The sequence below is a fragment of the Aeromonas sp. R1-2 genome, assembly GCF_040908505.1.
Lineage (GTDB): Bacteria > Pseudomonadota > Gammaproteobacteria > Enterobacterales > Aeromonadaceae > Aeromonas > Aeromonas veronii.
The window spans coordinates 1-24358 of record NZ_JBFODU010000007.1 but is presented as its reverse complement, the minus strand read 5'-3'; the positions used below and the strand labels follow the sequence as shown (position 1 = coordinate 24358).

Sequence of the window (24358 nt, the reverse complement as noted above, 5' to 3'; positions counted from 1 at the left end):
GTCGTAGCAAGCCGACAGAAATACGGATAACAAAAAGGCGACCTTGCGGTCGCCTTTTTCATGTCCGATAGCGGCTATCAGCCCTTGGCTTTTGCCGTGGCTGGCATCAGACCCTGGTTCACTTCCACCAGGTCCTGCGCTTCCAGAATACCGGCAGCCTGTTTCAGGCTCAGGATATTGAGGATGTAGTTGTAACGGGCTTCGGAGAGCTTCTGCTTGGCCTCGTACAGCTTGCGAGTGGAGTCCAGCACGTCGACGATGGTACGGGTACCCACTTCGTAACCGGCTTCGGTCGCCTTCAGGGCGCTGTCGGCGGAGACCACAGACTGGCTGTAGGCGCGCACCGAGCCGATGCTGGCGTTCACGTTGTTGTAGGAGGAGCGCACTGTGCTCTGCACCGAGCGGAAGTTCTTCTCCAGCAGTTCGCTGGCCGCTACGTAGTTGTATTGAGCCTGCTTCACCTTGGAGCTGGTGGCGCCACCGCTGTAGATGGGCAGCTTGAAGGTCAGACCGATATTGGCCTGATTGTCATTGCCGCCCGGAATGCTATCCAGCTTGTAATCGGTATTGCTGGTTTGCAGTCCGGCACCCAGATCCAGCGTCGGCTCATGGCCGGTCTTGGCGAGATCGATCTGCTCCTTGGCAATGTCCTTGCTGATGCGGGCACTGTGCAGTTGCAGGTTCTTGTCCAGCGCCAGCTCCAGCCACTTGTCGGAGCCGAAGGCGGTCTTCTGCGGGCTGAAACGATCGGTGTTCAGCACGTCCAGATTGCGGTGATCGATACCGGTCAGCTCGCGCAGGGTCTCGTAGCTGTTGTCCAGCGAGTTTTCTGCATTGATCTCGTCAGCCAGCGCCTGGTCACGGGAGGCTTCTGCTTCATGGACGTCGGTGATGGCGGTCAGGCCCACTTCGAAACGCTGCTGGGTTTGCTCCAGCTGACGCTCTACCGCAACCTTGTTGGCACGGACGAACTCCAGGGTATCCATCGCCTTGAGCACATCAAAGTAGGCTTTGGCGGTGCGCACCATCAGGTTCTGGATCTCGAGGTTGTAGGCGACATCTGACTGAGTGGCCTGCTTCTCGCTGATATCCAGATTGACCCAGTTACTGCGACGATAGAGGGATTGCGACAGCGTCACCTCGCCCTTGGCGTTGGTATTGCTCTGGGTATCGTTCTTGTTTTGCAGATAATTGAGCCCGGCACCCAGATCGATCTGGGGCAGCAGAGGGGCACGGGATTCGTTGATCTTCTCGAAGGCCTGGTCGCGAACGGCTTTGGACTGCAGCAACTGCGGGTCTTTGATCTGGGCTTGCTGGTAGATGTCGAGCAGGTTTTCGGCATGGGCACCGGCACTGACGCCCAGCAACACCATGACTGACAAAAGTGTTCTTTTCATAGATCGTTTTAACCTTATGTAGTAACCCAAACTGGTTGCTGGAGAGGCAAATATTGTCACCGACCAAGCTTGATTGCAGCTTAATCACTCAACTATAAGCAAAATTTAATGCTAAGAGTCTCAGGTCCGGTGACGGGAACGTCAAGAACCGGACGCAGTTTTCTCCCCGCGCGCCTAGCCAAATGGTCTGTGGCTGCTAAAATCCACCCCTCATTACCATGGCACGCTGAGTGAATGAACGTTCATTCATGTTCCTCGGATTTTATGGTCAAACTGATACAAGTCAAGCTGACGGGAGCCCCGGATGTCGCAGCAACCCTTGCCGCAAGATCGGCATTACGCCGCCGATGATGTAAAAATCATTGAAAAATCAGCTGGATATAACGGCTTCTTCAAGGTGAATGTCTATCGTCTGCAGCATCGGTTATTTGCGGGCGGCTGGAACCAGCCCATCGTGCGCGAGCTGTTCGAGCGGGGTCATGCCGCCGCGTTGCTTCCCTACGATCCGGTGCGCGACCAGATAGTGCTGGTGGAGCAGTTCCGCATCGGCGCGATGGAGACCAGCCCGACCCCCTGGCTGCTGGAGCTGGTGGCCGGCATCATCGACGAAGGGGAGACCGCCGAGGCGGTGGTGCGCCGCGAAGCGGTGGAAGAGGCCGGGATCGAGGTGGCCCGCTGCGAGCATGCCATCAGCTATCTGGTGAGCCCGGGCGGCAGCACCGAGCGGATCGAGGTCTTTGTGGGCGAGGTGGATGCCAGCAAGGCCGAGGGGCTGCACGGTCTGGCGGATGAGGGCGAGGATATCCGGGTGCACGTGGTGAGCCGCGAACAGGCCTACGCCTGGCTCAAAGAGGGACGCATCGATAATGCGGCCTCGGTCATCGCCCTGCAGTGGCTGGCCCTCAACCATGGCGAGCTGCGTGCCCGCTGGCTGGCGGATCGCTGAGGTGGCGCTGACCCTGCAACAGAGCAGGCGCTATGTGCCTGACCTGATGTCCTTGCAGCGTACCTGCGAGGTCAATTACATGGCATTGATGAAACTGCTGCCGCCTGATGGGGAAGTCGGCGCCGAGCGCCGCTATCGGGTCGGCAACGATCTGCAGTTCCAGCTCACCATCATTGGCGAGAGTCGCTTCACCAATCAGGTGATCCTGAGCCAGCACAACCCCGAATTGCCCGAATATTTACAAGCTCAGATAGAGATTCGTTTGTATCATGATGTGCGGATGGCGGAAGTGTGTGCAGCGCAACAGATTTCCCGTTTGCAACCACGTTATGATTATCCCAATAAAAAGATGCACCAGCGGGACGAAAAGGAGCAGGTAAATCTGTTTCTGGCCGAATGGCTAAAATTTTGTCTCAGACATGGTACCAGCCCGATCAATATCTCCAGTTGAACAAATAAAAAGAAGCGTGATTTTGGAAACAGAGCTCCCCCAGGCGCAGGACGGCAGTGTGCGCCTGTTGCAAATTACCGACACCCACCTCTTCGCGAGTGCCGAAGGGCGGCTGTTGGCTGTGCGCACCGCAGAGAGTCTGGCCGCCGTGCTGGAACAGGTGCAGGCCAATGAACACCCCTACGAGGTGATTCTGGCGACCGGCGATCTGTCGCAGGATCACAGCCCGGAATCCTATCAGCGTTTCGCCTCCATGATGGCGCCCCTGGGCCGCCCCATCTACTGGCTGCCGGGCAATCACGATGACAGCCCGCTGATGACCGAATATCTCCATGCCGCCGGGATCAGCGAATCCAAACAGCTGGTGGGCGACCACTGGCAGGTGATCCTGCTCGACACCCAGGTGCGCGGCAAACCCCACGGCATGATTGGCGATCACCAGCTGGCCGCCCTCGACCGTGCCCTGCGCCAATATCCTGATCGCCACGCTCTTATCACCCTGCACCATCAGGCGGTGCCGGTGGGTTGCGCTTGGCTGGATCAGCACAATCTCAAGAATGCCGATGACCTGTTCGCCGTGCTGGCCCGTCATCCGCAGCAGAAAACCATCCTGTTCGGCCACGTTCATCAGGAGTTTGACGAAGTGCACCGCGGGGTGCGGCTGATTGCCAGCCCATCGACCTGCATCCAGTTCAAACCGCTCTCTGATGGCTTTGCGCTGGATGAATCCGGCCCGGGCTGGCGTTATCTGACCCTCTATCCGGATGGGCGGGTGGCCAGCGAGGTGTGGCGCCTGCCGGTGGGGCAGTTTGTGCCCGACCCCAACGCCACCGGTTATTGAGGAGAGCATTGCATGAAGTCGGTTCTCCTTTATCTGCACGGTTTCAACTCCTCACCTGGCTCCGCCAAGGCGCAGCAGATGGCTGCCTGGGTGGCCGCCAATCGGCCGGATATCGAGGTGATCATTCCGGCCCAGCCCAATACGCCAGCGGCGGCCTGGGCGGCTATCGAGCAGACCATTGCCGATCTGCAGCGTCGTTATGGTAGTGAATTCAAGCTCGGCGCCGTGGGTAGTTCCCTCGGCGGCTTTATGGCGACCCGGGTGAGCGAGCGGTACGGCTGCCGCGCTGCGCTGATCAATCCGGCGGTGCGCCCGCACGAGCTGCTCTGTGACTACCTCGGCCCCCAGACCAATCCCTATACGGGTGAGCAGTATGTACTGCTGCCTGAACATATGGATGAGCTGCGGGCACTGGCGGTACCGGTGGCGGCGCCGGAGCGACTCTGGGTGCTGCAACAGCAGGGGGATGAGGTGCTCGACTATCGCAAGGCGCTGGATGAATACCGCTTTGCCCGCCTCTCGCTGGAGTGCGGCGGCAACCACGCCTTTGTGGCGTTCGAGCGCTACCCCGCCCAGATCATCCGTTTCCTCGGGTTATAGTCAGGTTCGAGTCAATAAGGGCGGTCTCGCCCTGCTTGTTCTTCTCCAGATCAAGCTTTCGGTGCGGGGAGTTTGTTCTGCCCCCGCCGAGCAGTTAAGATTCCCTCCAAACGTCAATTCGCAAGGCCCTCCATGTCTACTCAATACAATGCGGATGCCATTGAGGTCCTCAATGGCCTTGAGCCGGTGCGTCGCCGCCCCGGCATGTATACCGACACCACCCGGCCCAATCACCTCGGCCAGGAGGTCATCGACAACAGCGTCGATGAAGCGCTGGCAGGTCACGCCCGCAATCTGGAGGTGATCCTGCATGAAGACCAGTCCCTCGAAGTGATCGACGACGGCCGCGGCATGCCGGTCGATATCCACCCGGAAGAGGGGGTCAGCGGGGTGGAGCTGATCCTCTGCAAGCTGCACGCGGGCGGCAAGTTCTCCAACAAGAACTACCAGTTCTCCGGCGGTCTGCACGGGGTGGGTATTTCGGTGGTGAACGCCCTCTCCGATCGGGTCGAGGTGACGGTACGTCGTGACGGTCAGGTCTACGACATCGCCTTTGAGCGTGGCGAGAAGGTGCAGGAGCTGACCATCACCGGCACCTGCGGTCGTCGCAACACCGGCACCCGGGTGCGCTTCTGGCCGCAGGCGAGCTACTTCGATTCGCCCAAATTCTCGGTCACCAAGCTGGAGCACCTGCTCAAAGCCAAGGCCGTGCTCTGCCCCGGCCTCACCATCAAGTTCCTCGACAAGAACACCGGCATCAAGCTGGAGTGGTGCTACGAAGATGGCCTCAAGGATTATCTGGTCGACGCGGTCAAGCAGTACACCTGCCTGCCGGAGCAGCCCTTTATCGGCTCGTTCAGCTCCGAACAATCGGCGGTGGACTGGGCGCTCTGCTGGTTGCCGGAAGGGGGCGAATGCCTCGCCGAATCCTATGTGAACCTCATTCCCACCGCCCAGGGTGGTACTCACGTCAACGGCCTGCGTCAGGGCCTGCTCGACGCCATGCGCGAGTTCTGCGAGTTCCGCAACCTGCTGCCGCGGGGGGTCAAGCTGACACCGGAAGATATCTGGGATCGCTGCGCCTACATCCTCTCCATCAAGATGCAGGATCCGCAGTTTGCCGGTCAGACCAAGGAGCGCCTCTCCTCCCGCCAGAGCTCGGCGTTTGTCTCCGGCGTGGTGAAGGATGCTTTCAGCCTCTATTTGAACAGCAACACCGAGCTGGCGGAGCAGATCGCCGAGATCTGTATCAGCAGCGCCCAGCGCCGGATGCGCGCCGCCAAGACGGTGGTACGCAAGAAGATAACCCAGGGCCCGGCGCTGCCCGGCAAGCTGACCGACTGTAACTGCGCCGACCCCATGCAGGGCGAACTGTTCCTGGTGGAGGGTGACTCCGCGGGCGGCAGTGCCAAGCAGGCGCGGGATCGCGAGTTTCAGGCCATCATGCCGCTGCGCGGCAAGATCCTGAACACCTGGGAGGTGGAGGCCGGTCAGGTGCTCGCCTCGCAAGAAGTTCACGATATCTCGGTCGCCATCGGTCTTGACCCCGACTCCGAGGATCTCAGCGGCCTGCGCTACGGCAAGGTGTGCATCCTCGCGGATGCGGACTCGGACGGTCTGCACATCGCCACTCTGCTCTGCGCCCTGTTTGTGAAGCACTTCCGCACGCTGGTGGAGAAGGGGCACGTCTATGTCGCCATGCCGCCCCTCTACCGGATCGATATCGGTAAAGAGGTCTACTACGCCCTCGACGAGGACGAGAAGAACGGCGTGCTGCAGCGGGTCGAAGCCGAGAAGAAGAAGGGCAAGGTGATGGTGACCCGATTCAAGGGGCTGGGCGAAATGAACCCGAAACAGCTGCGGGAAACCACCATGGATCCCAACACCCGCCGTCTGGTGCAGCTCACCATGGAGCCGGCAGGAGAGAGCGAAGGGGATGCGGCTGACGAGACCCTGCAGCTGATGGACATGCTGCTGGCCAAGAAGCGGGCGAGCGATCGCCGTGAATGGCTGGAAGAGAAGGGCAACCTCGCCATCATCTAAGCCGTCGGCTGGCCCGCACAGGGCCAGCAAGCATTTAGCCGGAGTCGCCCTGTGGCGGCTCCCGAACCGAAAGAGAAAATCACATGAGTGATGCTATCGAGCTCAGTCTGGACGGGGTAGAGCGCCAGCCAATGCGCACCTTTACCGAACAGGCTTACTTGAACTACTCCATGTACGTCATCATGGATCGGGCCTTGCCGCATATTGGCGATGGCCTCAAACCGGTGCAGCGGCGCATCATCTACGCGATGAGCGAGCTGGGTCTGTCGGCCCTCTCCAAGCACAAGAAATCTGCCCGTACCGTGGGTGATGTGCTGGGTAAGTACCACCCCCACGGCGACAGCGCCTGTTATGAAGCCATGGTGCTGATGGCCCAGCCCTTCTCCTACCGCTACCCGCTGGTGGACGGTCAGGGTAACTGGGGTGCGCCGGACGATCCCAAATCCTTCGCGGCCATGCGATATACCGAAGCGCGCTTGTCGCGCTTCTCCGAGCTGCTGCTCTCAGAGCTCGGCCAAGGCACGGTGGAGTGGACGCCGAACTTCGACGGCACCATGAAGGAGCCGGTGGTGCTGCCCGCCCGTCTGCCGCACATCCTGCTCAACGGGGTGACCGGTATTGCGGTGGGCATGGCGACCGACATCCCGCCCCACAACGCGCGGGAAGTGGCCTACGCCTGTGCCGAGCTGCTCGACAACCCCAATGCGGGGCTCGATGTGTTGATGCAGCACATTCAGGGGCCGGACTACCCGACCAACGCCGAGATCATCACTCCGCGCGACGATATCCGCAAAATCTACGAGACCGGCAAGGGCTCCATCAAGCAGCGGGCGGTCTGGAGTGAGGAGGATGGCGACATCGTCATCACCGCGCTGCCCCATCAGGCCTCCGGCGCCAAGATCATGGAGCAGATCGCCGCCCAGATGGTGGCGAAAAAGCTGCCGATGGTCACCGATCTGCGCGATGAATCTGACCACGAGAACCCGACCCGTCTGGTGATCGTGCCACGCTCCAACCGGGTGGATGTAGAAGGGCTGATGGCCCACCTGTTCGCCACCACGGACCTGGAGAAGAACTACCGGGTCAACCTCAACATCCTCGGCCTCGACAACCGGCCGCAGGTGAAGTGCCTCAAGACCATCCTCAGCGAGTGGATCCAGTTCCGCCGCGAGACCGTGCGTCGCCGTCTGCAATTCCGCCTCGACAAGGTGCTGGCTCGCCTGCACATCCTCGAAGGCTTGCTGATCGCCTATCTCAACATCGACGAGGTGATCGAGATCATCCGTACCGAGGATGAGCCGGGCAAGGTGATGGTGGAGCGCTTCAACATTACCGAGACCCAGGCCGAAGCGATCCTCGAGCTGAAACTGCGCCATCTGGCCAAGCTCGAAGAGTTCAAGCTGCGCGCCGAACAGAACGAACTGGCCGAAGAGCGCGACAAGCTGGAGCTGATCCTGGGCTCCGAGCGTCGCCTCAACACCCTGCTCAAGAAAGAGCTGCTGGCCGATGCCGAGAAGTACGGCGACGATCGCCGCACCCCGCTGGTGGAGCGTGCTACCGCCGTGGCGCTGACCGAGAAAGAGCTGGTGCCGAGCGAGCCGGTCACCGTCATCCTCTCCGACAAGGGGTGGGTGCGCGCCGCCAAGGGCCACGACGTGGATGTCGAGGGGCTCTCCTACAAGGCGGGGGACAGCTATCTGGCCCACGCCTGTGGCCGCAGCAACCAGCAGGCGGTGTTCCTCTCCACATTGGGAAGAACCTACGCCCTTGAATCTCACACCTTGCCATCCGCGCGCAGTCAGGGCGAGCCGCTCACCGGCCGCTTTGCGCTGGGGGCAGGGGAAGAGGTGCGCCATCTGGTGATGGGCAACGAGGGCGAGCCGTATCTGATCGCCAGCGATGCCGGTTACGGCTTTGTCTGCACCTATGACGACCTGATCGGCAAGAACAAGAACGGCAAGGCGCTGCTCACCGTGCCGGAAGGGGGTCAGGTGATGGCCCCCCAGAAGATTGGCTCGCCGGAGACCGATCTCTGCATGGCTATCTCCAACGAGGGGCGCATGCTGCTGTTCCCGATGAACACCCTGCCGGTGCTCGGCAAGGGCAAGGGCAACAAGCTCATCAGCATCCCGTCGGCGCGGGTGAAGGCGCGGGAGGAGTTTGTGGTGATGGCCGCCGTGATCCCGCAGGGCCAGTCGGTCACCCTGTTTGCCGGTAAGCGCAAGCTCACTCTTAAGCCATCTGACCTTGACTACTACCGCGGCGAGCGCGGCCGCCGCGGCGCCAAGCTGCCCCGCGGTTTGCAGCGCGTGGATCGCATCGAGATTGAACCCGCTGCCGGAACCGAACCGGTAGCCGAGGAAAATCAGGAAGGGTAATTAATATTGAAGGGCGCGAAAGCGCCCTTCTTATATTCAATAATGTTTATTATATTGCAGTCGTTATACTTCCTTGGAAATAATGTCTATGGTTATTTAGGTAAGAGTAAATCAACCATCTATGTCAACCTTAACTAAGGGGCTTAAAATGGCAGCTACTGTTTATTCTTGCCAATTACATGAAAGTAAAGGGTTGTGTAGGATAATATATTTCTCTGGTTTGGAATTTGATCTAATATTACATCCTTATGTATATGGGGAACCGTTGGTAACTACGCAGCCTTTATACTTTTTAGAAGATATTGGATCAATTGCAAAGCTAAGCGTTGAGCATCCGAAGAAAATCACTGATATTGAAATGGAATATTTGATTGATAATTATCTGTTTGAGTATAGTCTTTCGGATGAAACCTCTAAAGTTTGCGCAAAAATAACAGACCCTGCTTTCTGGCACCCCGATTATAGTGACGTTTATCAGTATCATGATAAACGTAATACCAGAGCCCTTACTCTTGATCCATACAATGATGACTCAATATTGGAAATAACAGATATTGATGGGAATGAGTGGGCATTTAGCGATTATTGTTTTCCTAAAGAGTTAATTGATGATGCTTTATCAGAAAGCGCATTAAAAATCAAAGCCATATATGAAAGAAAGATTATTGTGAAAATAATTCCGAATTGGGAGAGGGATGGTTATTTCGGAAAGCTAAGGTTAGTTGAGTGTGATGGTACATTATTAGATTATACTCAGGCACTTAATTTGGATTGTATAAATTTCTACAATATAAAAGATAAATCAGTGTTTAGGGTTGAGTCAAATTTGGATAAGTCAGTTCTGGAATTATCCATTCAGAATATTAACTGTAATCAGAGATACTCACCAACCTTGTTGTCATATTACTTTTCAGGTTTAAGGGAGAGGAATTGTTTATTGAGCTTTATGGGGTGTTATAATGTATTAGAACATTGTTTTGAGGAGGCATCCATCATTCTTAAAAATCATAACACATCAGAGAAAATAAGTTTAAGAATGGTTTTGTCTTTGATTGCTACTCATGGCGAGTTATTTGAATTTATAACCAGCAGCTCCCTAGATTTGGCATGTAATATAGCAAAAGATATTGAGACATCATCTGGAGTAAAGATAAAAGGAGTAGTTGTTAATAATTACTCTAGTGCTCTAGAGAATATTAGTGATTGGTTGTACGCAATTAGATGTGCAGTAATCCATTCTAAAAAACGTAGGAGGGGGAAAATAGAAGCAATATTTGAGCCTTACTCATCACAATCAGAAAATATATCATCTGCCTTGAAAGTTATAAAATGGTTATCTCAAAAGTGTATTCTTAAATATGATGAGCTGAGTGAGGCAGTAGGTCTGATTAGCGAAGCGTAATCAGACGATCGCGAAAACAGGTTGCCGCAATTCTGCTGGTGTTCCAGCTGATCTCTTCTCTATATCCATCATCCATCGCCACCGGGATTGCGGTACGGACGATTACGCTTCGCTAATCGACCCTACTCGATCCTGCTTGATTTAACGCTCTGCTGCTTGTCGGTGGCTTCTGTTGTGATGGTTTGTTCCCCTTCATCCCCGACCTTTCTCCCCTTATTTCTATGGCAAAGAGTGGGAGAAGGGAGTAGAGATCGCAGCCATTGATAGTGACCGTGGTATGACGTGATAGCTAAGGGTGACAGCTATGGCTACAGGTTGGCAGGCGCTGGTTCCCTCTCCCCTTGGGAGAGGGTTAGGGTGAGGGAAAGCTGACGATAGGGGCAAACGCCGCAACAGGCACCAGGTTGCCAACCTGAAAAGAGCCACACATCCCGCCAAAAAAGAGGGCCCCGCCATCCATGATGGCGGGGCCCTTCGCATTATCAGCCGCGTTGCTGATTCAACCGAGGGGCCACTGAAATGGCTGGCCCGAGCCCGATCAGACGGGAATGGCAGTGGCCGCCGGTGGCGGGGTGATCTTGGAGGCGATCAACTGGCGCAGGCGGGGCACCAGCAGTAGCAACACCACGCCGCCAGCCAGCGAGCCCCAGCCGAGCATATTGAATACCGAGCTGTAACCCGGGTTGGTGGCCACCGGAGAGCTGCCGATATTCTGCGGCATGGCGCTGGAGACATAGCCCGCCAGCACCGAGGCGACGCCGGTCACCATCATCCAGCAGCCCATCATCAAGCCTTGCAGGCTGGCGGGGGCCAGCTTGCCAATCATGGCGTAGCCGATGGGGGAGATCAGCAGCTCGCCAAAGCTCTGCAGCACATAGCTGATGGCGATCCACTTGAAGGCGACCAGCCCGTCGGCCCCCGCCAGATGAATGCCGAGCGGCAGCACCAGCATGCCGAGCCCCATGCAGAACAGGGAGGCGGCAAACTGGGAGGGGATGTCGATATTCCACCCCTGTTCGCGCAGTCGCTTGAACAGCAGCGCCATCAAGGGGCCACCGATGACGATGACGATAGTGTTGATGTTCTGGATCCACTGGGGAGCAACCCGCAGCCCGAACACGTTGAGGTTGATGTTGTGCTCGGAGAAGAGCATCAGCCCCATGGGCGCCAGCTGGTAGAGCGACCAGAAGATGAGGGAGCCGAGGGCGAGGATCAGATAGGCCACCATGCGGCTGCGCTCGGCGGCGTCCGGATGGCGGGCGGTCATCACGCAGAGCAGTACCAGCACCACGGCCCCCAGGATCAGCACGAAGCTGCCGCTGAAGCTGGCGTGGGTCAGCAGCAGGCGCAGCGCCGGCACCAGCATGGCCAGAATGGCGATACCGGCCAGCATGCGGCGGTAGAAGCCGCTCCCTTTGACATGGCGCAACGGGGTGCTGATATCCGCCAGAATCGGCCAGCAGGCGAAGGTAGCGATGATGGCGATGATGTTGCCCAGCGTCGCAAACAGGAACAGGGTGCGGTAATCCTCGGTGAGCTGGAAGTAGCCCGCCACCGTGAAGCCGATAAAGAAGCCCAGATTCATCCCGGCGTAGTTCCACAGGAAGGCGCTCTCGCGACGGTGATCATCCGGGGCGAAGCGCTGGGTCAGCATCATGTTGAGGCAGGTGACGTTGAGGCCGCTGCCGGTAAGGAACATGGCGAGCCCCCAGTAGAGGCCGGTGATCCCCATCTCGGCGATGAAGTAGCAGCCGATCACCTGCAGCACCATCCCCATCACGAACAGGTTGCGGTTGCTGAGGTAGCGCCCGCCGAGATAACCGCCAAACAGGTGCAGGCCATAGTTGAAGGCTCCGAAGACCCCCATCATGGTGTTGGCCTGGGATTCACTGAAGCCGAGCCGCTTGGTGGCGTAGAGCACCAGGGTGGAGTAGAGCACGGCAAACCCCAGGGTCGAGAAGGTCTGGATAAAGAACAGCGCCCCGGAGCCGGGGGGAATGGTGGGGTGTTGATTCGAAGCGCTCACGGTCTGTCTCCTGTGAGAGAAGAAAGTCATAACTCGTCCTGAGAGCGTACCGGTCTGCTGCCGGCTAGCCTTGTTCGCTTCCATGCTGGTCTGAAGGCCGGTCTGTCATTTAGCGGCCAAGCGGTGCAAATAGCCATACCTGAAATTTAATCCGGCGCGATTAATTGCTTTTTATTGATCTATTCCGCCTTTTTATGCGGTTTTTGTTTCTGGGATGCTGGCGCTGGCAGGGCTGCAATCATATTGAGAGGGGTTAAATGGAGCCCTTTATGGCCTTGACTGATTTAATAGTGAGATCGCCATCCCGCTTTTGGCTGCCTTTTCGCCATCGCCGCCGACATGTTGAGTGGTAGCTTATTTATTCAGTTTCACTGTTTGAGTGAATAAATATTGAAAATGAGGGTCTGTCAGAGCCTGATAGTATGGGGGATTTTTGAGCGTTTCATCGCAGGGCTAATATATATTCTTGTTGTAATAACGTGATATAGATTAGTTTCGGCAGATAGGTGACTTAAGATAGCCTTATAATATATCAATCAGAGCGTTTTTGGGGCTGGGAATCGTGATGCTATCTTTTAGGGGAATATATTTCCTTTGCATCCTTTGAGTATTTTACTCAGAGATAAAATCTGATTATGGTGAGAAAAACTCGTAGTCCGGTGTGATAATAGAGCCTTTCCGATAGGTCATGTACACAATGGTTCCTTCCTCATCGACCATGGCATATGGCCATTTTCCGTTGGCTCCGTACATGGCCACATAGAGTGGATTGAAATAATCTTGAGTCTGCCCAGCTGGGTCATACGGGAGTCGAACATGATAGATTGGATATTTGCCATCGTTACATAACTCGACTTTTTTTAATATAACGCCTCGTTCCAGTAATACCTTTCTGGTCGGATGTTGCCAATTTTCCAAATCTACCTTTTTACAATTATTGGCAACTTCTCGATAAAGGCGGGTATCTGACAGTAGCGGAGTATTGGCGCTGATAAGCATTAAAAGTGGCAGCAGCATAAAAATCTGACCTGTATTATGACCGGTTTATTCAGCCCTGAATCAGGGGCGCAGTATAGCTGCGAACAAGGTTTGAATGAAGCCATCAGAACTGGTTGCATCCCGATTTGTTAGGTCAATCGTGGGGCTGATGACGTAGATATAACAACGCCCGGCAGGCCGGGCGTTGGGTCATCCCACATGGGGGGCAACAAAAGAGGCGGCGAAGCGCGCCCTAGAAGTTGTGGTAGAGCGGCCAGCCGAGCAGCGGGTGCTTGAGACCGGCACGCATCTCGATGTTATCGAGCTTCTCCGGCGAGGCGTTCTCTTTTTGCAGCAGCTGGTACTGGCGCACAAAGCCGAGGGTGTGGAGCAGATTGGGCACAAAGCCCGGGCTCAGCTCCTGACGCAGGGCGGCGGCCATGTCGGCGGGTAGCGCGCTCAGCATCAGGGCCAGCTGGGCGGCGAGGTAGTCGGTGTCATACCAGCCCTCGTCGAGCTCAATCTCCCGCGCCAGCTTGCGCTTGAGATCCTGCTTCACCTTGAGCGGGGCGGCGCCACTGCCCTTGCCGCAGAGGATGCGGTAGAGCAGTGCTTCGGCCAGCTTGTCCTCCATGGTGGGGTGGTCGCTTTCGCAGGCGAAAAAGTGCTGGTCGATGAGCTCCATCAGGCGGCTCTTGTTGTGCTCGGTCAGCGCCTTCTCGTACTCCTGCCACCCTTGCCACTCCTCCACATCGGGCGGGCTCGAGATCTTGTCCAGCAGGCGGGCATCCACGTCACCGTAGAGGCTGTTGCCAGCCTGCTTGGGGCTGACGGTAATGAGCATCGACCAGCCCTTCTGGAACGGCTTGATGGGGCCTTCCGGCGCCTGCAGCAGCGCCAGTGCCTTGGCCGGATCCCGCGCCGAGAGCTCCTGCAGGCCGAGGCTCACCACGCCGATGACGTCGTGGGCCGCCTGCTCCAGCAGGTGCATCTTGTACTTGTTGTAGTACTTGTCGGCGAATTTGAGGCTCATCAGCACCGCCTTGCCCTTGATGGCGGCCAGCTGCTGCTGACTCAAGAGTTCGTTGTCGCGGCCAAAGCGCAGCACCTGAGTCAGAAAGGGGCCCTGGTTGGCATCGCGAATGACTAACTGCATGAATGGGCTCCTTAATCCAGAAAGCTGAACATGTCGTCGACGTCGCCGTACTCGTCTTCCTCGACCTTGTTCTTCTCTTTGGCCTGCATCACCAGCTCGGCGGCAAACTTGTTGATGATGCCGTCCCAAGTGGAGTGCTCGTTGCGCAGCAGCGCCTTGATGGCTTTCTCCACCTCGGGGGCCAGCTCGCGAATGAGCATCAAGAGGCTGCGCGGGTCGTCCAGCGCGTAGTCGTGGACATCCTCGCTCTGCTGGCGCTCGCTGTAGCGCAGGGACTCTTCGAGATCTTCCTCTTCGGCATGCAGCACGTCGCGATAGCCTTCGTCCTCTTCATAGCGATCGCCGCGATAGAACTCGATAAAGGGGATGGCGAGGTAGAAGAGACCGGCCGGATCTTCGGCCACGCACTCGAGGATCTCGCGCTGCTTGGCTTCGCTATCCTGGGTGCGGATCAGGTAGTTGAGGAAGTCGAAGGTGTGCTGTTGCAGCTCGTCGGCGTTGTTCTTGATCGCCTCTTCCCAGTAGAGCGGCTGCTGGCAGACGATGTCGCGGATCCGCTCCGGGGTCATCAGCTCGGAGATGATGGAGGGGAAGGAGATATCGTGCTGGCCGTTAATCTGGGTCAGGGTCACGATATCAATGTTTTCAATCACTTCTGCCAGCTGGTCGTCAGACATGGTCTTGGCGATCAGCTCGAACTTCTCGCTGGCCTGCTTCGGCTCGATAACGGCCAGCTCTTTGATCTCGATGGCGGTAATTTCTATCAGACTATTGCTCATGCCTTGCCCCAATTAGAAACGGACTTCGTCGTACATATCCTGATCGCCGTCGTCATCACCATAGCGGTCACTGCCGCCATGGTAGTCGGCGTCGGCATCTTCCCCGTCTTCATCTTCTTCATCACGCAGCTCATAGTCGTCATCGGCGCGGTGGCTGCCGCGCGGCAGCGGGTTGTCGAGCAGGAACAGCACGGCGCAGGCTTCCATCAGCTGATCTTCGCTCTGGGCCCGCACTGCCTTGACCAGCGGCAGGGCGGCGTTGTTGAAGCCGACGCTCACCTTGAACTCGTCCCAGCTTGGCTGCTCGCCGCTGGCGAGCCACTTGTTCCACTGCGACTTGGCCTTGGCCGGGAACTGCACCCGGCCATAGAGGGCCAGCGGCAGATACTCGGGCATAAACTCCAGCATGCTCATATCGGCCAGCAGCAGGCTCTTCATCTGGTCGGTGAACTGTTCCAGCCCCTTGGGGTCGTCCTGATCCCGGTAGGATTCGATGTTTTCGCTGGCATCGCTTTGCAGCGACTTGAGCCGCGCCTGGTCCCATCTCTTTTGCATAGTTGCTCTTTCTGCCTGCTGTTTCAGGGGTAGAACTGATCCCACATCTCCTGCATGGCGGAGGCGGGGTCGGTCACGATGACGTTGTTGAAATCCTTGATAAAGGCGGCTCGCTGTTTCGGATCGGACAGCACTTCATAGGCCTGCTTTACCTGGTGCAGCTTGATGGCTGCCTGCTCTTTCTCTTCTTCACTGGCCCCGTGCAGCTTGTCGGGGTGGTACTGGTTCGACAGCCGACGATAGGCTTTCTTGATGTCGTTTTCGCTGGCGTTGGACTTGACGCCCAGCACCCGAAAGTAGTTGTTCATGGCAGATCCTGCATCACTGGCATCATAGGATTCACGCTGCGAGTGCCTGATGGTGGGGATTGGCAAACCAGGCACGGCAAAAACCCGTCATTTTAACGGAAACAACCCGCCAACGCGATGAGTTGGGCGATCAATTAACGGGCGAGATGAAGAGGTGTCAGTTGAGCGTCTATTGTTGCCAGTCGGTCTGGCCAGTGCAAGGGGCGGGCACGGGAAGGCGATGAAAAAATGGTCAGGGGCGAGTGTGGGGGTGAGATGGCGGCGGCAGCGCAAATCGGGCTGCCGCCGCAGGGGTTACTCCTCCCAGAAGGAGGCTGAGGTGTGGTAGATCATCTTCTTGTTCATCCCGCCATCGACCACCAGATTGGCACCGTTGATAAAGTCGTTCTGGGGATCCGCCAGAAAGAGGCAGGCGCGGGTGATGTCGTCGGGGCGCCCGACTCGGCCACTCGGGTGTTGGCGATGATCCGCCTCGGTCAGGGTGTGGTAATCCTCCGCCTGGATCCAGCCCGGACTGATAGCATTGACCGTGATGGGGTAGTCGGCCAGCGAGTTGGCGAGGGACTGGGTGAGAGCGACCAGCGCCCCCTTGGAGGCGCCGTAGGCATCCCAACCCGGCTCGTTCTGCTGCCAGCGGGTGGAGGCAATATTGATGATACGGCCATAGGGCAACCCGCGGTTGGCCTGCACAAAGGCGCGGGCGCAGAGCATGGCGCCGCGCACATTGACCGTCATCACCTGATCGAACTGGGCTGCGCTCAGCTCCTCGAAGCGGGTGTGGAACTTGCTGATGGCGCCGTTGTTGATCAGCAGATGGATGCCGCCATGCTGCGCGCTAACCTCGGCAAAGAGCCGCACGATGGCCTGCTCATCGCGCAAGTCGAGGGGGTGAAAGTGGATTTCGGGATGGTCGAAAGCGTGAGGAGCCAGATCGGTGGCGATCACCCGATAACCCGCTTCGGCCAGCCCGATGCAGAGCTGGCGGCCAATCCCGCCAGCGGCGCCGGTGACCAGTGCGATTTGTTTACCGTTCATAGTGCCGCTCCATTGCGCGCCCGCAGCACCTTGATGAGGGCCGACACTTCCTGCTGACCAAGCCCTTGCGCCACCCCTTCCTCAAACAGATCGGCGGCAAAGCGCGGGAAGCGGCTGTCGATCCCGGCATCGGTGGCATGACCGGCGAGGCGGCTGATGGCGGCGCTCCAGGTTTTCAGGCTGGCGTAGGGGTGATCGAAATCGCCGCTCGCCAGCGTCTTGCCAAGGTGGGCCACATCGCCACCGAGAATGGGGGAGAGCTCGCTGAACTGGGCGCACACCTTGGCCACCGGTAGTCCTTCCGCCTCGCAGATCAGGGCGCCGTGCAGAGCACCGAGCAGACCACCGGCAAAGTAGGCGGCGACGGCACAATCTTGCGCCGCGGCGGCGCCCACCGCCTCGGCCACATGGTCGAGGGTGGGGGCGAGCAGGCGCAGCACCGGCTCGGCCTCACTAAAGGTGGTGTTGGCCCCCGAGCAGATGATGCTGGCATCAGTGGTGCCGATCTGATCCGGGAAGCAGAGGATGGCGCCATCCAGATAGCGGGCGCCGCGGGCGTGGCTCCAGCTCTCCAGCGCTCTGGCCCCCTGCGGGCTGCCGGTGGAGAGCTGCACCAGCAGCTTGCCCGCCACGGCGTCGCTCGCCTCGTCCAGCAACTGCTGGCTGACGGCGTAGTTATCGACGCAGACAAGGGTGATATCGCTTGCGGCAATAGCCGCGCCAACCGAGGGGGCGAGAGTCGCTCCCAGCGCTTGCAGCGGTGCGGCCTTGGCGGCGCTGCGATTCCAGACGGTGACCGGATGGCCCGCCTTGAGCAAGGTGGTGGCGAGGGCGGAGCCCATGGCCCCGAGGCCGATGACAGAGAGATGGCGCATGATGGCTCCTGGCTGTGTTGATAGACGCTGATATAGAAAATTGGGATGCCTTGTGGCAGGTTGACCACTATATTTGCCCCGTGCCGCCGTGAAAAATGGCTTTTATGACTGTCTGGTATAGGTGAATTCTATGGATGTGCGAACCCTGCGTGCGTTTGTCGCTGTCTTCGAGGAGCGCAACATCACGGCGGCCGCTACCCGTCTCTTCATTACCCAGCCCACCCTCTCCACCACCATCAAGAGGCTGGAGGATGAGCTGGGGGTGACCCTTTTTGTGCGGCAGGCGCGCGGGGTGGAGGGAACCGAAGCGGCGCACCGGCTTTATCCCCGCGCCAAGCGGCTGATCGCCGATACCGACTCCCTCGCCCGCGAGTTTCGTGAAACCTCCCCCTGCCTCGAGCTGACGGTGGGGATTGAGGCAGACCTTGGCGATGGCGTGGTGGGGACGCTGGTGCAAGGGGCGCTCGCCCACGAGGAGATCCTGCTGACTCTGGAGGAGGGCTGCTGTGGCGATGTGCGGCTGGGCTGTGAATCCCTGCGTTGTGGCGACGAGCTCTTTATCCCCCTGCTGGAAGAGGATTTCGTGCTGGTGCTACCGCCGGACCACCCGCTGGCGGGCAAGGGGGCGCTCACCCCGGCAGCGTTGGCGGACGAGCCCTGGGTCACCTGCCCGCGCCACGATTCCCATCTGCGGCTGATCGCCATCCTCGGTAATCAGGCGCCCCTCTATCCACGGCGGGCTGGGTCGCTGCGACTGGCGGCGACTATGGTGGCCGCCGGTGCAGGCATTGCCTGGTTGCCCCGTTCGCTTTGTCCGCCCGGCTGTACCGTCGCCGAGCTGGCGGCCTCTTCCTTCAAGCGGCGGGTGGGGCTCTGCTACGCCCCGGATGCGTTGCGATCGGCGGCGGTGACCGCCCTGCTGGCTCAGGTGCGCGGGATGCAGCTCCCCGTCTGATGTCGGGATAAAAATGTCGGCATAAAAAAGGGCCATCCGGTGGGATGGCCCTGTTAAAGGCAACGAAGTTGCGTGGCTAGAGCGACGCCCACCAGAGCCGCAGTTGCAAGCCCCACTTCGAGCTCCAGCCGGTGGTGCTGCTCACCAGCTTGCCATCCTTGATAACGAGGAAAGTCGGGGTGACCCCTACCTGCCACTTGGCGGCCAGCGCTCCCGACTCGTCATTGTGGGTCGGGAAGGTGAGCCCCTTCTTGCTCATCCCCTTGGCTAACTGCTCCGAATTGCCGGAGCGCAGCGCCACCGTCAGCACGTTTTCCCCCTCCTGCCAGAGCTGTTGCACGGCCGGGGTGGTGAAACGGCAGACACCGCACCAGCTGGCCCAGTAGTAGACCAGCAGCGGCTTGCCCTGACTTAAGGTAGCGAGATCCGTGCTGCTGCCATCCTGCAGGGTGACGGGGGCGCTCATCGCCCCCTCTGGCAGGGTCGGGCTGCGCCACAGATCGAGCAGGATCGAGATGACCAGCGCCATCAGCAGCAGCCAGAGCGCCTCCTTGCCCCAGCGGCGCCAGCGGGGTTGAGGGTTGGTAGTCATCGCTTACCCCTGCTTGGCCAGTTCGGCCTTCACCAGCTGCTCCAGCTCCTCATAGGGGATGGCGCCCGGCACCAGCTGGTTGCCGATAAGCGTCGCCGGTGTGCCCTGTACCCCCAGAATGGTGCCGATGCGCAGGCTGTTGCGCAGCTCCTCGGTCGCCTTGGCGGTCGGTTTGAGCGCGGTGTTGCCGGTGGCGGCCAGCGCCTTGTTGATGTCCGCCTCGGTCAGCATCCCCTGCTTGCTCATCAGCTTGTCGTGCAGGGTGAGGAAGCGGGCGGGATCTTGCTGCCACAGGGTCAGGCTGTATTGGGCCGCCTTGGCGGAGGTCTGCCCCTTGAACGGCAGCAGCTTGATCACCAGCCCCAGATCGTCCGGATAGGCCTTGAGCAGCTTGGTCAGCTGGGGATCGAACTGCTTGCAGTAGGGGCAGTTGTAGTCGGTGAACAGCACCAGCGTCAGCTTGGGGTTTTTGGCTCCCAGACGTGGGCTGGTGGCGCTGTTGAACAGCACATCCTTGTTGCCCTTGATGAAGTTGCCAAGCTGCGCCTCCTGGGCTGCCGCGTTCTGCTTCTCCCAGGATTCGGCGGCCTCGTCGAGGATCTTGGGATTGGCGATCAGGGTCTCGCGGATCAGCTCCTTGATGCGCGCCTCCTGCTCCGGGGTGAAGGGGGCGGCGTGCAGGGCCGGAGCCAGCAGGGTTGCGGAAAGGGAGGCCAGCAGGATCAGGGCGCTAAGAGTCGGTTTCATGGTTGCTCCTTAAAATCGGGTGGTGCCAGCCTGAAGCAGGCCAGCCTTGTGCAATGTGGTCAGCAGATCGTCCTTGTCGAGCAGGGGTGACAGCGTGACCCCCTGCGGCAACTCCGGGCCGTAAATCTGGTTGAAGGGGACGGCCGCCGCGCCCCGCTTACGCAGGAAGGCGGCGATGGTGTCGCTTGGTTTGCTCCAATCGCCGCGCAGGGCCACCACATCCGGGGCCGAGAGGGCCTGTTGTACCTCATCGCGCAGCAACACGTTGTATTTGTTGGCCTTGCAGGTGACGCACCAGTTGGCGGTGACATCGATAAAGACCCGCTTGTTCTGGGCCAGCGCATCTGTGATAGCGCGTTCGGAGAGCGGCTGCCAGACCACCTTGTCAACGCTGGCCGAGCCCTGCGCGCTAAAGGCGCCGCTCAGCAACAGGGGGCTGCCAATCAGGGCTGTGAGGGCGATCGCCAGCGTGAAGCCGCGCATGCCGTAACGCCAGATGATGCCAGCCAGCAGTGCCAGCAGGATGGCAACCATCAGCCAGCCGGTGGCATAGCTGCCGAGATGGTTGTCGAGCAGGCTGGTGAGCCAGAGGCTGGAGCCCAGCATCATCAGGCCGAGCAGGATGCGCAGATGGTTCATCCAGCGCCCTGGTTTCGGCAACCAGAGGGCGAGCCTTGGCAGGGCTGCCACCAGCAGCCAGGGCAGGCTCATGCCAATTCCCAATGCCGTGAAGATCAGCCAGAGCTGGCCGAGCGGCGCCGCCAGCGCAAAGGCCACCGCGGTACCGAGGAAGGGGGCCGAGCAGGGGGTCGCCAGCAGAGTGGCGAAGCTCCCCTGCAGGAAGTGACCGCCGAGGCTGTTGCCGCCGCTGGTGGCGAGGCGGGTGCTGAGGGCGCTGGGCAGGCGGATCTCGAACAGCCCCAACAGGTTGGCGCAAAACAGCAGGGTGACCAGCACCATCAAGCCGATAAAACCGGCGCTCTGGAACTGGATGCCCCAGCCGACGGCCCCTTGCGTGGCGCGCAGCAGGCTGCTCATGGCGGCCAGCACCCAGAAGGAGGTGATGATCCCGGCGCTGGCGGCGAGGAACTGCTTGCGCACCGTTCCCTGTTCACGCTCCTGATGTTGCAACACAGTTCCCAGCTTGAGCGCCAGCACCGGCAGCACGCAGGGCATCAGGTTGAGGATCAGGCCGCCGAGCAGCGCGGCTCCCAGCAACCAGAACAGCGAATGGCTCTGGTTGGGCAGTGCGAGTGGCGCGCCGATCGTCCCCTTGCCCTGCAACGCCTGTTCGCCGCTGGTGAGCAGCAGGCCGAGGGATTGGCCGCGCAGATCCGGCGCATCCCCCTGCCAGCCGTCGCTCACCGGTACCCGGGCGATCAGGGTGTTGCCTTCGACCTCAAGCGCCGGTTTGCCAAACTCGGCCCCCTCCAGAGCGTCGATAAAGAGCGCTGGTGATTGCCAGCCCTCTGCTCGCTCGGCGCGCAGTTGCAGCTGGTTGTGCTGATAACCGAGCTCGATCCGGGTCTCGGCAGGCAGCGGCTGGGGCAGGGTGCTCATCGCCTTCGCCCAGGCAAAATCGAAGTCGGCTGGCGCTCGCCCATCCACCGCGAGGGTGAAGGGGAAGTCGGTCAGGATGCAGACATTGCTGCAGGTGGAGAGGCGCAGAGTTCCCTTGAGCGGTTGCCCAGCGGGATAGTTGAGGCTCAGAGGGAAGGTCACGTCCCCCTGATAACCCTGGGTGCTGAGCCCGGCTACCTCGAAGTGACGTGGCACCGGCCAGCGCCACTGAAAGGCACCGACCGGCTCGTCCCACAGGATCTGGGGGGCAATGCCCCCTTCTCCCGGGCTGTGCCAGTAGGTTTTCCAGCCTGACTCCAGCTCGACATCGAGCAGGATGCGGGTCTGATCTGCCGTGCTGCGGTCGGCCTGCAGCCGTACCCGGGCGTGATCATTCTGTGGGCTGGTGAGCCAGCCCGTGTCGCTGGCCAATCCCATGGATTGCCACAGCAGACCGCCCAGTAGCAGGGCCGTCTTGAAGAGATTCGACATCTTTTTGGTCTCGCAAAAATGAGTGACAGCTAACGAAAGAACGCTGCCGAACTCATTCCCGCCAGACGCACAGGGTGAGGTGCAGACGCCGCTCGGGCGGCGAGATGACTCTGGGAGGGGGCAGTGGCGGTGTGTAGCGCCAAAGGGGGGTCAGCAGGGCGATCAGCACGGCCACGGCAAAGAAGAGCTGTTCGACGCAGAGCAGGGTGGCGGCACTTAGCCACTTGCCGTTGAGTTGGCAGCTGGTGGGTTGCGGGCTGGCCGGTTTGGCATCCTCTTGATCCGTTGCCGAGCCTGGGACGGGCAGTGCCTGACAGCTGAGGGCGTGATCGAGCAGGGCAAGCCTGGCCAGCGGCTGGGCCGCGCAATTGAGCACCAGCAGGCAGACCAGCAGCAGGAGATGTTTCGCTACCCGTTGTTGCAACATCATGTTCGCCCCGTCCATCAAGATGGGGCCATCCTAACGACCAATGGCGGGTGGGGCAAGTCGGCGGCGTATTGATGAGCAGTACGGTGGGTGGCGCGACGGGGAGGGTGGTCGGTTCTGTTTGGCGAACGCTTGTTCGCTAAAAGGGGGATCAGTATACTGCGCCGAGTTAAAACTCGAGGTGTTCGATGCTCAAAATTGCCCGTGTGCTGCTGCTTGGTCTGCTGCTCATTTTCTGGTTCCTGTTCGGCCTGCTGCTCTGTCTGGTTCGTCCGCGCCATCCCAACAACGTCTATGTCTTCGCCCGCATGTATCACGCGGTCTGCCCGCTGATCGGGCTGCGAGTCAAGGTGACGGTGGCCGACGAGGTCAAATCGGTCGGCCCGGCGGTCTACGTCTGCAACCACCAGAGCAACTTCGACATCTTCACCGTGACCGGTGCTGTGCAGCCCGGTGTGGTGGCGGTGGGCAAGAAGAGCCTGCTCTGGCTGCCGCTGTTCGGCCTTATCTTCTGGCTCTCCGGCAACGTGCTGATCGACCGCTCCAACCGCTCCCGTGCCATCGGCACCATAGGTCAGGTGGTGGATCGCATCAAGAACCGTGGCACTTCCATCTGGATGTTCCCGGAAGGGACCCGCTCCCAGGGGCGTGGCCTGCTGCCGTTCAAGGCGGGCGCTTTCCACACTGCGGTGCAGGCTGAAGTGCCCGTGGTGCCCATCGTCTGCTCCAGCTACTTCGGTCAGGTCGACCTCAATCGCTGGGACAACGGCGAAGTGCTGGTGGAAGTGATGGCGCCGGTCTGCAGCAAGGAGCACGGTGCCAGCGGCATTCGCGATCTCTCCGATACCTGCCGCGCCCGGATGGAGGCCAAGCTGACCGAACTGGACAGCAAGCTGGGCCACAGCCACGCCGCCTGACGGATAGCGCAGATGAATTGAAAAGGGCTATCTCTACATCACTGATGGTTCAGTGCGGCTGCCCGGTGATCTCATCCTGGGGCTTGTGTTGCCACACAGCGCCGAGCAGCAACTTGAGCAGCAGTCCGGGCGGGTTGTCCAGCAGCTTGCCGGACTCCAGCAGCAGCTGACCATCGACGCGAAATCCGAGGCTGGCATATATGGTGCCATCCTCCGAGACCACCTGGATCAGGCCATTGAGGGCGGATCGCTCACCGGGCTGACAGCGCAGCCGCAGTTCGCGGGGTTCCCCCAGCAGGGTGAAGGCGCGGCTCAGCGGGGGCGAGTCTTCATAATCGGGCCAGTTGAAGAAGTGATACTGCTCGGCCAGGGCGCCCGCCTGCTGGCAGAACTGGTCGAACAGCTGCCCGATCGCCTGATACTCCTGATCGAGTCGTCTTGCCTGCTCTTCAATCCGTTTCATTGTTTACTCCTTGTCTATCCACTTGATCAGACATTGCTTTTCTGACCCCGTGACTGCCGTTTTCCAGATATGAGGCCAAATGGTCACGAGGTCTGTGAGCCGGATCGAAGATTCAGTCTGAAAACGTTATCTTGTTGAAACTAGATGGTTTTTTTGCCATTCCGCTCACATTTGAATCGATTGCCGCTGATTAGAATTTCGCGCTTGAAATGGGAACTGAAGCTTATTGAGCTCGGGGGATGGCTCGGCGCCCCCGGGTTGAATTCCACCTTGCCAAGGGTGGGATAACTCCGAGAGAGTAAGCAAAGCGCGACTGCCGACCGGCAGGCGCGCTTTTTCTTTGTCTAGTCCTGAAATAGGTTTACACATTTTCAACTAACATTTCTCTACTCAGAACCCCCTATGTACCGCATCGGGGGTTCTGTATTTCAACGC

At 59.2% G+C, this 24358-nt stretch carries 23 protein-coding genes; 9 read left to right on the top strand and 14 right to left on the bottom strand.

Annotation, left to right across the window (positions count from 1 at the left end):
- Nucleotides 1–77: 77 nt before the first annotated feature.
- Complete coding sequence (gene tolC / locus AB5Y76_RS01155; RefSeq protein ID WP_005335902.1) at nt 78–1397, bottom strand: outer membrane channel protein TolC; 1320 nt, start codon at nt 1395–1397, stop codon at nt 78–80.
- A 304-nt stretch (nt 1398–1701) separates the two neighbouring features.
- Between tolC and nudF the strand changes: the two genes are divergently transcribed.
- From nudF to AB5Y76_RS01120, 7 genes are all read left to right on the top strand, one after another.
- Complete coding sequence (nudF, locus tag AB5Y76_RS01150) at nt 1702–2343, top strand: ADP-ribose diphosphatase (RefSeq protein WP_005335901.1); 642 nt, start codon at nt 1702–1704, stop codon at nt 2341–2343.
- Nucleotide 2344: 1 nt separating this feature from the next.
- On the top strand, nt 2345–2794 hold the full coding sequence (locus tag AB5Y76_RS01145; RefSeq protein ID WP_005335899.1) for a DUF1249 domain-containing protein: 450 nt from the start codon (nt 2345–2347) through the stop codon (nt 2792–2794).
- Nucleotides 2795–2816: 22 nt separating this feature from the next.
- Nucleotides 2817–3635 carry a 3',5'-cyclic-AMP phosphodiesterase gene (gene cpdA, locus AB5Y76_RS01140; RefSeq protein WP_041202814.1) on the top strand — a complete coding sequence of 273 codons (819 nt, stop codon included), beginning with the start codon at nt 2817–2819 and terminating at the stop codon, nt 3633–3635.
- Between the two features lie 12 nt (nt 3636–3647).
- Nucleotides 3648–4235 carry a YqiA/YcfP family alpha/beta fold hydrolase gene (locus AB5Y76_RS01135; protein WP_263719161.1) on the top strand — a complete coding sequence of 196 codons (588 nt, stop codon included), beginning with the start codon at nt 3648–3650 and terminating at the stop codon, nt 4233–4235.
- 132 nt (nt 4236–4367) lie between these two features.
- On the top strand, nt 4368–6278 hold the full coding sequence (parE, locus tag AB5Y76_RS01130) for a DNA topoisomerase IV subunit B (protein ID WP_100645015.1): 1911 nt from the start codon (nt 4368–4370) through the stop codon (nt 6276–6278).
- A gap of 83 nt (nt 6279–6361) precedes the next feature.
- The gene (gene parC / locus AB5Y76_RS01125) at nt 6362–8656 is read left to right on the top strand and encodes a DNA topoisomerase IV subunit A (RefSeq protein WP_263719160.1); all 2295 of its coding nucleotides are present in this window, start codon (nt 6362–6364) and stop codon (nt 8654–8656) included.
- 148 nt (nt 8657–8804) lie between these two features.
- Nucleotides 8805–10058 (top strand): hypothetical protein, encoded by a 1254-nt coding sequence (locus AB5Y76_RS01120; RefSeq protein ID WP_263719159.1) that lies wholly within the window; start codon nt 8805–8807, stop codon nt 10056–10058.
- Nucleotides 10059–10596: 538 nt separating this feature from the next.
- Here the strand turns inward: AB5Y76_RS01120 and AB5Y76_RS01115 are convergent.
- The 8 genes from AB5Y76_RS01115 to AB5Y76_RS01080 all read right to left on the bottom strand — a co-directional run bounded on the left by AB5Y76_RS01115 (nt 10597) and on the right by AB5Y76_RS01080 (nt 17770).
- Entirely contained in the window at nt 10597–12084 is a 1488-nt protein-coding gene (locus AB5Y76_RS01115; protein ID WP_263719158.1) for a peptide MFS transporter, read from the bottom strand.
- Nucleotides 12085–12717: 633 nt separating this feature from the next.
- Nucleotides 12718–13101, bottom strand: a complete 384-nt coding sequence (locus tag AB5Y76_RS01110) for a hypothetical protein (protein ID WP_263719157.1) — start codon at nt 13099–13101, stop codon at nt 12718–12720.
- Nucleotides 13102–13315: 214 nt separating this feature from the next.
- Nucleotides 13316–14218, bottom strand: coding sequence for a hypothetical protein (locus tag AB5Y76_RS01105; protein WP_042032641.1), 903 nt, complete (start codon nt 14216–14218; stop codon nt 13316–13318).
- A gap of 11 nt (nt 14219–14229) precedes the next feature.
- Complete coding sequence (locus AB5Y76_RS01100) at nt 14230–14997, bottom strand: hypothetical protein (RefSeq protein ID WP_005335887.1); 768 nt, start codon at nt 14995–14997, stop codon at nt 14230–14232.
- Between the two features lie 12 nt (nt 14998–15009).
- Nucleotides 15010–15552, bottom strand: a complete 543-nt coding sequence (locus AB5Y76_RS01095; RefSeq protein WP_005363079.1) for a hypothetical protein — start codon at nt 15550–15552, stop codon at nt 15010–15012.
- A 23-nt stretch (nt 15553–15575) separates the two neighbouring features.
- Nucleotides 15576–15860: a DnaJ domain-containing protein gene (locus AB5Y76_RS01090; RefSeq protein WP_005343121.1), complete on the bottom strand. Its 285-nt coding sequence runs from the start codon at nt 15858–15860 to the stop codon at nt 15576–15578.
- Between the two features lie 294 nt (nt 15861–16154).
- On the bottom strand, nt 16155–16895 hold the full coding sequence (locus AB5Y76_RS01085; protein ID WP_263719156.1) for an SDR family NAD(P)-dependent oxidoreductase: 741 nt from the start codon (nt 16893–16895) through the stop codon (nt 16155–16157).
- Nucleotides 16892–17770 carry an NAD(P)-dependent oxidoreductase gene (locus AB5Y76_RS01080; RefSeq protein WP_263719155.1) on the bottom strand — a complete coding sequence of 293 codons (879 nt, stop codon included), beginning with the start codon at nt 17768–17770 and terminating at the stop codon, nt 16892–16894. Before AB5Y76_RS01080 ends, AB5Y76_RS01085 begins: the two co-directional genes overlap by 4 nt.
- A gap of 130 nt (nt 17771–17900) precedes the next feature.
- Between AB5Y76_RS01080 and AB5Y76_RS01075 the strand changes: the two genes are divergently transcribed.
- Nucleotides 17901–18725, top strand: coding sequence for a LysR family transcriptional regulator (locus AB5Y76_RS01075; RefSeq protein ID WP_263719154.1), 825 nt, complete (start codon nt 17901–17903; stop codon nt 18723–18725).
- Between the two features lie 76 nt (nt 18726–18801).
- On the opposite strand, the gene AB5Y76_RS01070 is transcribed toward AB5Y76_RS01075, so the two are convergent.
- The 4 genes from AB5Y76_RS01070 to AB5Y76_RS01055 are packed head-to-tail and all read right to left on the bottom strand — an operon-like array spanning nt 18802 to nt 22546.
- The gene (locus AB5Y76_RS01070; RefSeq protein WP_263719153.1) at nt 18802–19317 is read right to left on the bottom strand and encodes a protein disulfide oxidoreductase; all 516 of its coding nucleotides are present in this window, start codon (nt 19315–19317) and stop codon (nt 18802–18804) included.
- 3 nt (nt 19318–19320) lie between these two features.
- Nucleotides 19321–20064: a DsbA family protein gene (locus tag AB5Y76_RS01065; protein ID WP_263719152.1), complete on the bottom strand. Its 744-nt coding sequence runs from the start codon at nt 20062–20064 to the stop codon at nt 19321–19323.
- Nucleotides 20065–20073: 9 nt separating this feature from the next.
- Entirely contained in the window at nt 20074–22116 is a 2043-nt protein-coding gene (locus tag AB5Y76_RS01060; protein ID WP_263719151.1) for a protein-disulfide reductase DsbD, read from the bottom strand.
- Nucleotides 22117–22168: 52 nt separating this feature from the next.
- Nucleotides 22169–22546, bottom strand: coding sequence for a hypothetical protein (locus AB5Y76_RS01055; RefSeq protein WP_101530226.1), 378 nt, complete (start codon nt 22544–22546; stop codon nt 22169–22171).
- A 185-nt stretch (nt 22547–22731) separates the two neighbouring features.
- Between AB5Y76_RS01055 and AB5Y76_RS01050 the strand changes: the two genes are divergently transcribed.
- Nucleotides 22732–23460: a 1-acylglycerol-3-phosphate O-acyltransferase gene (locus tag AB5Y76_RS01050; RefSeq protein ID WP_005335875.1), complete on the top strand. Its 729-nt coding sequence runs from the start codon at nt 22732–22734 to the stop codon at nt 23458–23460.
- A 49-nt stretch (nt 23461–23509) separates the two neighbouring features.
- Here AB5Y76_RS01050 and AB5Y76_RS01045 read toward each other — a convergent pair whose 3' ends face one another.
- Nucleotides 23510–23923 (bottom strand): hypothetical protein, encoded by a 414-nt coding sequence (locus tag AB5Y76_RS01045; RefSeq protein WP_263719150.1) that lies wholly within the window; start codon nt 23921–23923, stop codon nt 23510–23512.
- Between the last annotated feature and the right edge of the window lie 435 nt (nt 23924–24358).

What these genes read in the sequence shown, in the direction of transcription:
- tolC (WP_005335902.1), bottom strand. Translation starts at nt 1,397, where the DNA reads ATGAAAAGAACACTTTTGTCAGTCATGGTGTTGCTGGGCGTCAGTGCC.
- nudF (WP_005335901.1), top strand. Translation starts at nt 1,702, where the DNA reads ATGTCGCAGCAACCCTTGCCGCAAGATCGGCATTACGCCGCCGATGAT.
- AB5Y76_RS01135 (WP_263719161.1), top strand. Translation starts at nt 3,648, where the DNA reads ATGAAGTCGGTTCTCCTTTATCTGCACGGTTTCAACTCCTCACCTGGC.
- parE (WP_100645015.1), top strand. Translation starts at nt 4,368, where the DNA reads ATGTCTACTCAATACAATGCGGATGCCATTGAGGTCCTCAATGGCCTT.
- parC (WP_263719160.1), top strand. Translation starts at nt 6,362, where the DNA reads ATGAGTGATGCTATCGAGCTCAGTCTGGACGGGGTAGAGCGCCAGCCA.
- AB5Y76_RS01120 (WP_263719159.1), top strand. Translation starts at nt 8,805, where the DNA reads ATGGCAGCTACTGTTTATTCTTGCCAATTACATGAAAGTAAAGGGTTG.
- AB5Y76_RS01110 (WP_263719157.1), bottom strand. Translation starts at nt 13,101, where the DNA reads ATGCTGCTGCCACTTTTAATGCTTATCAGCGCCAATACTCCGCTACTG.
- AB5Y76_RS01105 (WP_042032641.1), bottom strand. Translation starts at nt 14,218, where the DNA reads ATGCAGTTAGTCATTCGCGATGCCAACCAGGGCCCCTTTCTGACTCAG.
- AB5Y76_RS01100 (WP_005335887.1), bottom strand. Translation starts at nt 14,997, where the DNA reads ATGAGCAATAGTCTGATAGAAATTACCGCCATCGAGATCAAAGAGCTG.
- AB5Y76_RS01095 (WP_005363079.1), bottom strand. Translation starts at nt 15,552, where the DNA reads ATGCAAAAGAGATGGGACCAGGCGCGGCTCAAGTCGCTGCAAAGCGAT.
- AB5Y76_RS01090 (WP_005343121.1), bottom strand. Translation starts at nt 15,860, where the DNA reads ATGAACAACTACTTTCGGGTGCTGGGCGTCAAGTCCAACGCCAGCGAA.
- AB5Y76_RS01085 (WP_263719156.1), bottom strand. Translation starts at nt 16,895, where the DNA reads ATGAACGGTAAACAAATCGCACTGGTCACCGGCGCCGCTGGCGGGATT.
- AB5Y76_RS01080 (WP_263719155.1), bottom strand. Translation starts at nt 17,770, where the DNA reads ATGCGCCATCTCTCTGTCATCGGCCTCGGGGCCATGGGCTCCGCCCTC.
- AB5Y76_RS01075 (WP_263719154.1), top strand. Translation starts at nt 17,901, where the DNA reads ATGGATGTGCGAACCCTGCGTGCGTTTGTCGCTGTCTTCGAGGAGCGC.
- AB5Y76_RS01070 (WP_263719153.1), bottom strand. Translation starts at nt 19,317, where the DNA reads ATGACTACCAACCCTCAACCCCGCTGGCGCCGCTGGGGCAAGGAGGCG.
- AB5Y76_RS01065 (WP_263719152.1), bottom strand. Translation starts at nt 20,064, where the DNA reads ATGAAACCGACTCTTAGCGCCCTGATCCTGCTGGCCTCCCTTTCCGCA.
- AB5Y76_RS01060 (WP_263719151.1), bottom strand. Translation starts at nt 22,116, where the DNA reads ATGTCGAATCTCTTCAAGACGGCCCTGCTACTGGGCGGTCTGCTGTGG.
- AB5Y76_RS01055 (WP_101530226.1), bottom strand. Translation starts at nt 22,546, where the DNA reads ATGATGTTGCAACAACGGGTAGCGAAACATCTCCTGCTGCTGGTCTGC.
- AB5Y76_RS01050 (WP_005335875.1), top strand. Translation starts at nt 22,732, where the DNA reads ATGCTCAAAATTGCCCGTGTGCTGCTGCTTGGTCTGCTGCTCATTTTC.
- AB5Y76_RS01045 (WP_263719150.1), bottom strand. Translation starts at nt 23,923, where the DNA reads ATGAAACGGATTGAAGAGCAGGCAAGACGACTCGATCAGGAGTATCAG.